Genomic DNA, 9,830 nt, shown 5'->3' with positions numbered 1-9,830 from the left:
TGCTCAATTCCCTGCCGCAGTCCGACAGCACGCCCGAACTTCACCTGGACCTGAAGGAAGGCGAGAACGTCGCGCTGATGGACATGCTGCGCCGCGACGCCGTTTTCCCCGGCAACGAACAGATCATCACCATCGACGGCCTGCGCGTGGAATACGCGGACGGCTTCGGCCTGGCCCGTGCTTCGAACACCACGCCGGTGATCGTCATGCGCTTCGAGGCGGAAACGCCGGCGGTGCTGGCGTCGGTTGCTGCCGATGCGTGGCTGGCGGCCGATGCGGGCGGCGCCGCCGGCTTGCTGGCATCGGTAGCGGCCGAAGCGTGCACCTGGGCGCCGGACTGTGCGAATGCGGCGCCGGCCAGCAGGGTAGCGGCCACGGCGAGAATTGCTTTCGTCATCATCTTTCCTTTTCATTATGTGAAGGTGGGATGATTTTAATGCATTATCTAAAAATAAATAGTGCTTATTGGCAAAAGTCAGCGGCGAACGCGGTTTTTCCCGTTTTTCTTGATCCGCTCACGCCTTGCCGATGCTGTCGGCCGGCACTTCGCACCATTCGCCGGGCATCAAGGGGTGGGTGGCCAGCGAAAACGGGCCGATGGCGCTGCGCACCAGGCGCAGGGTGGGCAGGCCGACGGCCGCCGTCATGCGCCGCACCTGGCGGTTTTTGCCCTCTTTCAAGGTGATGGCCAGCCAGGACGTGGGTTTGTCGGCGCGCGCGCGGATGGGCGGGTTGCGCGGCCACAGCCAGTCCGGCTCGGCGATGCGCACGGCCTTGCACGGCTTGGTGACGAAGTCGCCCAGGTCCAGCGGTGCCTGCAGGCGCGCCAGGCTGGCCGCATCGGGCACGCCATCGACTTGCACCAGATAGGTTTTCGCTTCCTTGCGGTCGGGGTGGCTAATGTCGTGCTGCAGGCGGCCGTCATCGGTGAGCAGCAGCAGGCCTTCGCTGTCGGCATCGAGCCGGCCGGCCGGATAAATGCCGGGAATGGTCAAATGGTCGGCCAGGGTGGCGCGGCCTTCCTGCGGTGAAAACTGGCACAGCACCTGGAATGGTTTATTGAAGAGGATAAGTGGCATGCGTCTGGATGGTCAGTGAAGCAAAGAATGATGATGAAATGATGTCCGCTTGGGCGGCGCCGCAAAAGCGTGGCGCCCTGTAGGATACTGGTGCATAATGTGAAATGTTTGTCTTATATCTTATAGAAGACTCATTGCAAGCTAAGGCGGCGCGGCGCTCAGGTTCTTTGTCATTGCGCCCGGCGTTGCGATGCGCATGGCCTGGGTCTTCTTTCCCTGCTAAAGTGCGTTGTTGCCGCCATGTTCGGACTTGTTTTTGTCAACTCTGCAAACGCAGAGCGCACCGCCGGCCCTGAAGTGCCTGCCTGCGGTGTGTCCCACTTCGGAGATCACGATGTATCAACATATCACTGTACCTGCTGACGGCCAAAAAATCACCGTCAACGCCGATTTTTCGCTGAATGTACCAGATAATCCCGTTATTCCCTTCATCGAAGGCGATGGCACGGGCATCGATATCAGTCCGGTCATGATCAAGGTGATCGATGCCGCCGTGGCCAAGGCCTACGGCGGCGCGCGCAAGATCAGCTGGATGGAAATCTACGCAGGCGAGAAATCGACGACAGTGTACGGTCCCGATGTGTGGCTGCCAGAGGAAACGCTGGACGTGCTGAAAGACTACGTCGTCTCCATCAAGGGGCCGCTGACCACGCCCGTCGGCGGCGGCATCCGTTCGCTCAACGTGGCCCTGCGCCAGCAGCTGGACCTGTACGTCTGCCTGCGCCCGGTGCGCTACTTCACTGGCGTGCCGTCGCCCGTGAAAGAGCCGGAAAAGACCGACATGGTGATTTTCCGCGAAAACTCGGAAGACATCTACGCAGGCATCGAATACCAGCAAGGCTCCGAAGGGGCGAAAAAGCTGATCGACTTCCTCGTCAAGGAAATGGGCGTGAGCAAGATCCGCTTCCCGGCCACGTCCGGCATTGGCATCAAGCCCGTGTCGATCGAAGGCACGGAGCGCCTGGTCCGCAAGGCCCTGCAGTATGCGATCGACAATGACAAGCCGTCCGTGACAATCGTGCACAAAGGCAACATCATGAAGTACACGGAAGGCGGTTTCCGCGACTGGGCGTATGCGCTGGCGCAAAAGGAATTCGGCGCCGAGCTGATCGATGGCGGCCCCTGGTGCAAGTTCAAGAATCCGAAGACGGGCCGCGACATCATCGTCAAGGATTCCATCGCTGACGCGTTCCTGCAACAGATTTTGCTGCGTCCGGCCGAATACAGCGTCATCGCCACCCTGAACCTGAACGGTGACTACATTTCCGACGCGCTGGCCGCGCAAGTGGGTGGCATCGGCATCGCGCCGGGCGCCAACCTGTCCGATTCCGTTGCCATGTTCGAAGCCACGCACGGCACGGCGCCCAAGTACGCGGGCAAGGATTACGTCAATCCCGGTTCCTTGATCCTGTCGGCGGAAATGATGCTGCGCCACATGGGCTGGCTGGAAGCGGCCGACCTGGTGATTTCCGCCATGCAGAAGTCGATCGCCTCGAAGCGCGTCACCTACGATTTTGCCCGCCTGATGGAAGGCGCCACGCAAGTGTCGTGCTCCGGCTTCGGCGAGGTGATGATCGAGCACATGTAATAGGGGAGCAGGGCGCGGCGCGCCCTGCGGACGAAAAAAAACCCCGCTTCGTGGAAACGGGGTTTTTCACATCTGAGGGCCGGCGATGCTTAGGCTGCTTGGATGTTGGAAGCTTGCTTGCCTTTAGGGCCTTGCGTGACTTCGAATTGAACTTTTTGACCTTCTTTGAGGGTCTTGAAACCGTTCATGTTGATTGCGGAGAAGTGAGCAAACAAATCTTCGCCGCCGTCATCTGGAGTGATGAAGCCAAAACCTTTGGAATCATTGAACCACTTAACTGTACCTGTTGCCATAAAAAGAACTTTCAAAATTAAAACAAATCACACGAGCCATAAAAGCAAGAAGCTTCTTGCCCCCTCCTCGACGTCTCACTTCTTATCAAGCTGTACATTACTGCAACAGTCGATACAGCATTGTTGGCGGAATAAATAATGAAGTCAAGCGCTTTTCCACCGATATTGCCAAATTCTTCACAACGACCAAAAAAGCAACTCTTGATTTTGGCCGCAAGGTCGCCATCTGCGCAGTATTAAGAAAACGCGTAAGATTGAAAACAATTGGAAAGGCGTAGATATTGCGCATGACAACCACTGTGAAAGCATTAGAATAAGCGTATGGCAACCAAGCACGACACAGAAACCCTGCTGGAGCGGCAAGTGCTGAAGCCGCCACCGCTCTACCAGGTGGCCTTGCTCAATGACGACTACACCCCGATGGAATTCGTGGTGGCCATCATTCAGGAGTATTTCAACAAGGACCGTGAAACGGCGACGCAAATCATGCTCAGTGTTCATCGCTACGGCAAAGGAGTGTGCGGCGTGTTCTCTAAAGATATAGCGTGTACCAAAGTGGAGTTCGTTTTAACGCATGCGCGCAAGGCGGGGCACCCCCTGCAGTGCGTGATGGAGGAAGTATGATTGCGCAGGAATTAGAAGTAAGTTTGCACATGGCGTTTGTCGAAGCTCGGCAGGCACGGCACGAATTCATTACGGTTGAGCATTTATTGCTGGCACTGCTGGACAATCCCTCCGCTGCCGAGGTATTGCGTGCCTGCGCGGTCAATATTGAAGACCTGCGCAAGACCCTCACCAATTTCATCGGCGATAACACGCCGACCGTGCCTGGCACGGGCGAAGTCGACACCCAGCCGACGCTTGGTTTCCAGCGCGTGATTCAGCGCGCCATCATGCATGTCCAGTCCGCCTCGAATGGCAAGAAGGAAGTCACCGGCGCCAATGTGCTGGTGGCCATCTTCGGCGAGAAAGATTCGCACGCTGTTTACTACCTGCACCAGCAGGGCGTGACGCGCCTGGACGTGGTCAATTTCATTTCGCACGGCGTGCGCAAGGATCAATCCACGGAAAGCGCGAAAGCCTCCGAAGGCGTGGAAGAAGCGCCGGTCGACGGCCAGCCGAAGGAAAGCCCGCTCGACCAGTTCACGCAAAACCTGAACAAGGCCGCCGCCGAAGGCAAGATCGACCCGCTGATCGGTCGCGAGGACGAAGTCGACCGCGTGATCCAGATCCTGTGCCGCCGCCGCAAGAACAATCCGCTGCTCGTCGGCGAGGCGGGCGTGGGCAAGACGGCCATCGCCGAAGGCCTGGCTTACCGCATCACGCAAAGCGATGTGCCGGAAATCCTGCAGAATGCCGTCGTGTATTCGCTGGACATGGGCGCCTTGCTGGCCGGTACCAAATACCGCGGCGACTTCGAGCAACGCCTGAAAGCCGTGCTCAAGCAACTGAAGGACAATCCGAACGGCATCCTGTTCATCGACGAGATCCACACCATCATCGGTGCGGGCTCGGCCTCGGGCGGCACCTTGGATGCGTCCAACCTGCTGAAGCCGGCGTTGGCGAACGGCCAGCTGAAGTGCATCGGTGCGACCACCTACACGGAATTCCGTGGCGTGTTCGAAAAAAGACCATGCGCTGTCGCGCCGTTTCCAGAAAGTCGACGTCAACGAGCCGACCGTCGAGCAAACCGTGCAGATCCTGCGCGGCTTGAAATCGCGCTTCGAAGAGCACCATGGCGTGAAATACTCGGCTTCGGCCCTGTCGACGGCGGCCGAACTGGCGGCGCGCTTCATCAACGACCGGCACCTGCCCGACAAGGCGATCGACGTCATCGATGAAGCGGGCGCGGCGCAGCGCATCCTGCCGAAGTCGAAGCAAAAGAAAACCATCGGCAAGGCCGAGATCGAGGACATCATCGCCAAGATCGCGCGCATTCCGCCGCAAACGGTTAACCAGGACGACCGCAGCAAGCTGCAAACCATCGACCGCGACTTGCGCAACGTGGTGTTCGGGCAAGATCCTGCCATCGACGCGCTGGCTTCGGCCATCAAGATGGCACGTGCCGGCCTGGGCAAGACGGACAAGCCGATCGGCTCCTTCCTGTTCTCCGGTCCGACCGGCGTGGGCAAGACCGAAGTGGCGAAGCAGCTGGCCTTCATCCTCGGTATCGAACTGATCCGTTTCGACATGTCGGAATACATGGAACGCCACGCCGTCAGCCGCCTGATCGGCGCGCCGCCGGGCTATGTCGGTTTCGACCAGGGTGGTTTGCTGACGGAAGCGATCACCAAGAAGCCGCACGCGGTCCTGCTGCTCGATGAGATTGAAAAAGCCCATCCGGACATTTTCAATATCCTGCTGCAAGTGATGGATCATGGCACCTTGACGGACAACAATGGCCGCAAAGCCGATTTCCGCAACGTCATCATCATCATGACGACGAATGCGGGCGCGGAAAGCTTGCAAAAGACGTCGATCGGCTTCACCAACTCGAAGCAGGCCGGCGACGAGATGGCCGACATCAAGCGCATGTTCACGCCGGAGTTCCGCAACCGTATCGATGCGACCATCAGCTTCCGCGCGCTGGACCAGGAAATCATCCTGCGCGTGGTCGACAAGTTCCTGATGCAGCTGGAAGAGCAGTTGCACGAGAAAAAGGTCGAAGCGGTCTTCACGGAAAAGCTGCGCACCTTCCTCGGCAAGAAAGGCTTCGATCCGCTGATGGGCGCGCGTCCGATGGCACGTTTGATCCAGGACATGATCCGCAAGGCGCTGGCCGACGAACTGCTGTTCGGCCGCCTGGTCTCCGGCGGCAAGGTCACCGTCGACCTGGACGACAAGGAGCAAGTGTTGCTGGAGTTCCCGGAACCGCCAGACGCGGCGCCGACGGCCGCACCGGAAACGGTGGAAGTGGAGTAATCGCGCCGGCCGCCACGCCTCAAGCAGAAAACCCGCCCACGCAAGTGGTGCGGGTTTTTTTACGTCCAGGACGGGCGCTATGGAAACTGTTGTGGAAATCGTCTTGTTTAAAAATAGGTATTGCTTTTGCATAAGCTATGCAAGAATCAGGTTCGCGATGTCGGCCGCGCTCCACATCGTTCCGTTTCCATGACCGCTTATAGATTGCTCACATGAAAATTTCCCGTACTCTTGCCCTCCTGTTGTGTTCCGCCGGCCTGCTGGGCAGTGCCGCCACCGCAGTCGCCGCCACCGCCACTGCCGCCTCCGCCGCCAGCAGCTATTTCCGCTACCCCGCCGTGCGCGGCGATACCGTGGTGTTTACCGCCGAAGGCGACCTGTGGAAAAGCAGCGTGCGCGGCGGCGCCGCGCAGCGCCTGACCACGCATCCCGGCTATGAAACGAACGCGGCAATTTCGCGCGATGGCCAGTGGCTGGCCTTTTCCGCTTCGTATGAGGGGGCGCAGGAAGCGTATGTGATGCCGCTGGCGGGCGGCTTGCCGCGCCGCATTTCGTTTGATAATGGCGGCGTGCAGGTGCTGGGCTGGACGGCGCAGGGCGAGGTGCTGGTCAGCACGCAGAACACGGACGGTCCCGCTTCGCGCCGAATCGTCGCCGCCATCGATCCCGTCAAGCTGGCGCGGCGCGTGTTTCCCGTCGCCGACGCGAATGACGCCGTGCTCGACGATGCAGGCACCACCCTGTATTTCACGCGTTTCGGCCTGGCCGTGACGAATGACAATGTGCGCAACTACCGGGGCGGCGCGCATGCCACCCTGTGGCGCTACGACCTGGGCGGCAAGGCTGAAGCCGTGCCCATGCACAAGGATGCCGCCGTCTTGGCCGGCAACAACAAGCGCCCCATGTGGTGGCAGGGCCGCGTGTATTACATCAGCGATGAAGGCGGCAGCGACAATCTGTGGAGCATGCTGCCTGACGGTTCCGACCGCCGCGCCCTGACCGCCCACACGCAGTGGGATGTGCGCAATGCGCAGCTGGGCGACGGCAAGATCGTGTATCAACTGGGCGCGGATTTGCATGTGCTCGACCTGGCCGCACCAAGCGCCAGCCAGTCGCAGGCGCTGGCCATCAGCCTGGTGTCCGACTTCGACCAGCAGCGCGCGCGCCAGATCCGCTCGCCGCTGGACACCCTCTCCAACGTGCAGCTGTCCGGCAAGGATGAGCGCATCATCCTGACGGCGCGGGGGCGTGTCAGCATCGCCGGCACGGGCAGCCAGCGCCGCGTCGATATCGCCATTCCCGAAGGGGCGCGGGCGCGCGACGCCGTCTTTTCCAGCGACGAGAAATCCGTCTTCGCCATCGTCGACACGAGCGGTGAAAATGAGATCTGGAAATATGCGGCCGACGGCTCGGGCAAGGGCGAGCAGCTGACGACGCAGGGCAATAACCACCGCTGGAAACTGTACCCGTCGCCGGACGGGCGCTGGCTGGCGCACACGGACAAGAAGGGCCGTTTCTGGCTGCTGGACCTGGCGACCAAGGGCAATCAACTGATCGACGACGCGGGCAAGGCGGGCGTCGACAAGCACGATGAAGTGCAATGGTCGCCCGACAGCCGCAACCTGGCCATCGTGCGCGTGGCCAGCAACGAGCAGCGTGAACAGATCGGCTTGTACAACCTCGCATCGAAACAGCTGCAGTTCGTCACCAGCGACCGCTATACCTCCGGTTCGCCCGTGTTTTCGCCGGACGGCAAGTGGCTGTATTTCATGTCGGCGCGCAATTTCCAGCTGGCCAATGGTTCACCGTGGGGCGACCGCAACATGGGACCCGTGTTCGACAAGCGCATCGGCGTGTATGCGCTGGCACTGCAGCCGGGCAACCGTTTTCCGTTCCAGCCCGACGATGAGCTGAGCCGTCCTGGCGTCAAGCCGCCTGAAACGGACGATGAAAAGGCCGCCGAACTGGCGGCGGAAAAGGCCCTGGAAAAGGCGGGCGGCAAGGGCACCGTCAAGAAAGCGCCGGCCAGCCTGCCGGACATCGTCCTCAAGGGCCTGGCCGAGCGCCTGTATGAAGTGCCACTGGCGCCGGGCAACTACAACGCGCTGGCCGTCGATGGCAAGCGCCTGTACTTCCTGGAACGGGAAGGCGCCGAGCGCAAGTCCAGCCTGAAGACCTTGGCGATCGGCAATACCGGCTCGAAACCGGAACTGCTGGTGGCCAATGTGCGCGAATTCGACCTGGCGACGGACAAGAAGCACCTGTACTACCGGACCGCAACCGGCGCGGCCGAGACCGGCCCGGGCGAGATGCTGGTGATCGAGGCGGGCGCCAAGCTGCCGTCCGACCTGTCGAAGGCCAAGGTGAAGGTCGACGACTGGAGCTTCGTGTCGAATCCGCGATTGGAATGGAAGCAGATGTTCAACGATGCGTGGCGCTTGCACCGCGACTTCCTGTACGACGCGAAGATGCGCGGCGTGGACTGGAAGGCGGCGCGCGACAAGTATGCGCCGCTGGTCGAGCGGGTCACGGACCGCGCCGAGCTCAATGATGTACTGGGCATGATGGTGGCCGAAGTGGGCGCCCTGCATTCGCAGATCCGTCCCGGCGAATTGCGCCGCACGGAGCAGGAAGGCGCGCCGGCGGGCCTGGGCGCCGTGCTGGCACGTACCGGCGATGGCTACAAGGTCGAGCATATCTACCGCAGCGAAGCGGAACTGCCATCGGCGCGCGCACCGCTGTCGCATCCCGACGTGGACGTGAAGGAAGGCGATGTGATCACGGCCGTCAATGGCAAGGATGTGCTGCAGGCGCGCGACATCAGCGATTTGCTGCTGAACCAGGCGGACAAGCAGGTGCTGCTGCAGGTCAGGCGCGGTACGGGCACTGGCGCGCAGCGCGCCGTCATCGTCAAGCCCGTCAACATGGTAAAACAGACGGCGCTGCGCTATGGCGACTGGGAACTGAGCCGCGCCGAGCAGGTGGCGGCCGCCTCGCAAGGGCGCATCGGCTACCTGCATTTGCGCGCCATGGGGCCAGCCGACATTGCCTCGTTCGCGCGCGACTTCTACGCCAACATCAACCGCGAAGGCCTGATCATCGACGTGCGGCGCAATAACGGCGGCAATATCGACAGCTGGATCATCGAGAAACTGCTGCGCAAGGCCTGGGCCTACTGGGCGCCGCCGGGCGTGCAGCCGTCGTCGAACATGCAGAACACCTTCCGTGGCCACCTGGTGGTGCTGGTCGACGAGCTGACGTATTCGGATGGCGAGACCTTCGCCGCCGGCATCAAGGCATTGAAACTGGCACCGCTGGTGGGCAAGCGCACGGCCGGCGCCGGCGTCTGGCTCAGCGACAATACGCGCCTGTCGGACAACGGCATGGCGCGCGTGGCGGAAAACGGCCAGTTCGGCATCGATGGCCAGTGGCTGATCGAAGGCGTGGGCGTGGTGCCGGACGTGGAGGTGGAGAACCCGCCGCATGCCACCTTCAACGGCGCCGACCGTCAACTGGAAGTGGCGCTGGACATGCTGGCGAAAAAACTCAAGGAACAGCCGCGTCCCGCCTTCCAGCCACAGGCGATACCGGCGCTGAAGTGATGCGCAGGGCGCACGCGGCTACAGGCCGGCGACGGCCTTGAGCTGCTGCGTGCGGCGGCGTGACACTTCCACCACGCCGCCGTCCAGCAGGCGCAGGTCGAGGCCATCGGCCGCATTCGGCGCCACGTGCTCCACCTGCGCCAGGTTGACGATCTGGCGCCGGTTGGCGCGGAAAAACTGCGCGGGATCGAGGCGCTCTTCCAATTGGTTCAATGAGCGCAGCATCAGCGGCCGCTGCGCCGCGAAATGCACGCGCGTGTAGTTGCCTTCCGATTCCAGCAGGCGGATGTCGTCAAACGCGACAAACCAGCAGCGCTCCCCATCCTTGATGAAGACCTTGCGCGGT

6 protein-coding genes and 2 pseudogenes are annotated in these 9,830 nt (G+C 61.3%); 5 read left to right on the top strand and 3 right to left on the bottom strand.

What is annotated here, in order from left to right; all coding sequences use genetic code 11:
• Window positions 1–431 (top strand): annotated as a pseudogene (locus JaAD80_RS31615) (hypothetical protein); the annotation flags it as partial.
• A gap of 84 nt (window positions 432–515) precedes the next feature.
• Here JaAD80_RS31615 and JaAD80_RS22575 read toward each other — a convergent pair.
• Entirely contained in the window at window positions 516–1,079 is a 564-nt protein-coding gene (locus JaAD80_RS22575; RefSeq protein WP_102297671.1) for a pseudouridine synthase, read from the bottom strand.
• A gap of 334 nt (window positions 1,080–1,413) precedes the next feature.
• Between JaAD80_RS22575 and icd the strand changes: the two genes are divergently transcribed.
• Entirely contained in the window at window positions 1,414–2,667 is a 1,254-nt protein-coding gene (icd, locus tag JaAD80_RS22570) for an NADP-dependent isocitrate dehydrogenase (RefSeq protein WP_102297669.1), read from the top strand.
• Between the two features lie 89 nt (window positions 2,668–2,756).
• Here the strand turns inward: icd and JaAD80_RS22565 are convergent, their stop codons facing one another.
• Entirely contained in the window at window positions 2,757–2,960 is a 204-nt protein-coding gene (locus tag JaAD80_RS22565; protein ID WP_010395943.1) for a cold-shock protein, read from the bottom strand.
• 321 nt (window positions 2,961–3,281) lie between these two features.
• On the opposite strand from JaAD80_RS22565, the gene clpS reads away from it, so the two are divergent.
• The 3 genes and pseudogenes from clpS (at window position 3,282) to JaAD80_RS22550 (ending at window position 9,484) form a co-directional block, all read left to right on the top strand.
• On the top strand, window positions 3,282–3,584 hold the full coding sequence (gene clpS / locus JaAD80_RS22560; RefSeq protein ID WP_034751577.1) for an ATP-dependent Clp protease adapter ClpS: 303 nt from the start codon (window positions 3,282–3,284) through the stop codon (window positions 3,582–3,584).
• Window positions 3,581–5,882 (top strand): annotated as a pseudogene (gene clpA / locus JaAD80_RS22555) (ATP-dependent Clp protease ATP-binding subunit ClpA). Before clpS ends, clpA begins: the two are co-directional and overlap by 4 nt.
• 212 nt (window positions 5,883–6,094) lie before the next feature.
• Window positions 6,095–9,484, top strand: coding sequence for a S41 family peptidase (locus JaAD80_RS22550; protein WP_102297667.1), 3,390 nt, complete (start codon window positions 6,095–6,097; stop codon window positions 9,482–9,484).
• Between the two features lie 18 nt (window positions 9,485–9,502).
• On the opposite strand, the gene JaAD80_RS22545 is transcribed toward JaAD80_RS22550, so the two are convergent.
• A partial coding sequence (locus tag JaAD80_RS22545) for a LytTR family DNA-binding domain-containing protein (protein WP_146012485.1) occupies window positions 9,503–9,830 on the bottom strand: 328 nt, incomplete at its 5' end.

The sequence above is a fragment of the Janthinobacterium sp. AD80 genome (assembly GCF_002878455.1).
Classification (GTDB): Bacteria; Pseudomonadota; Gammaproteobacteria; order Burkholderiales; family Burkholderiaceae_D; genus Janthinobacterium.
The sequence above is the reverse complement of the archived record's forward strand: the minus strand, read 5'-3'. Positions and strand labels throughout refer to the sequence as shown.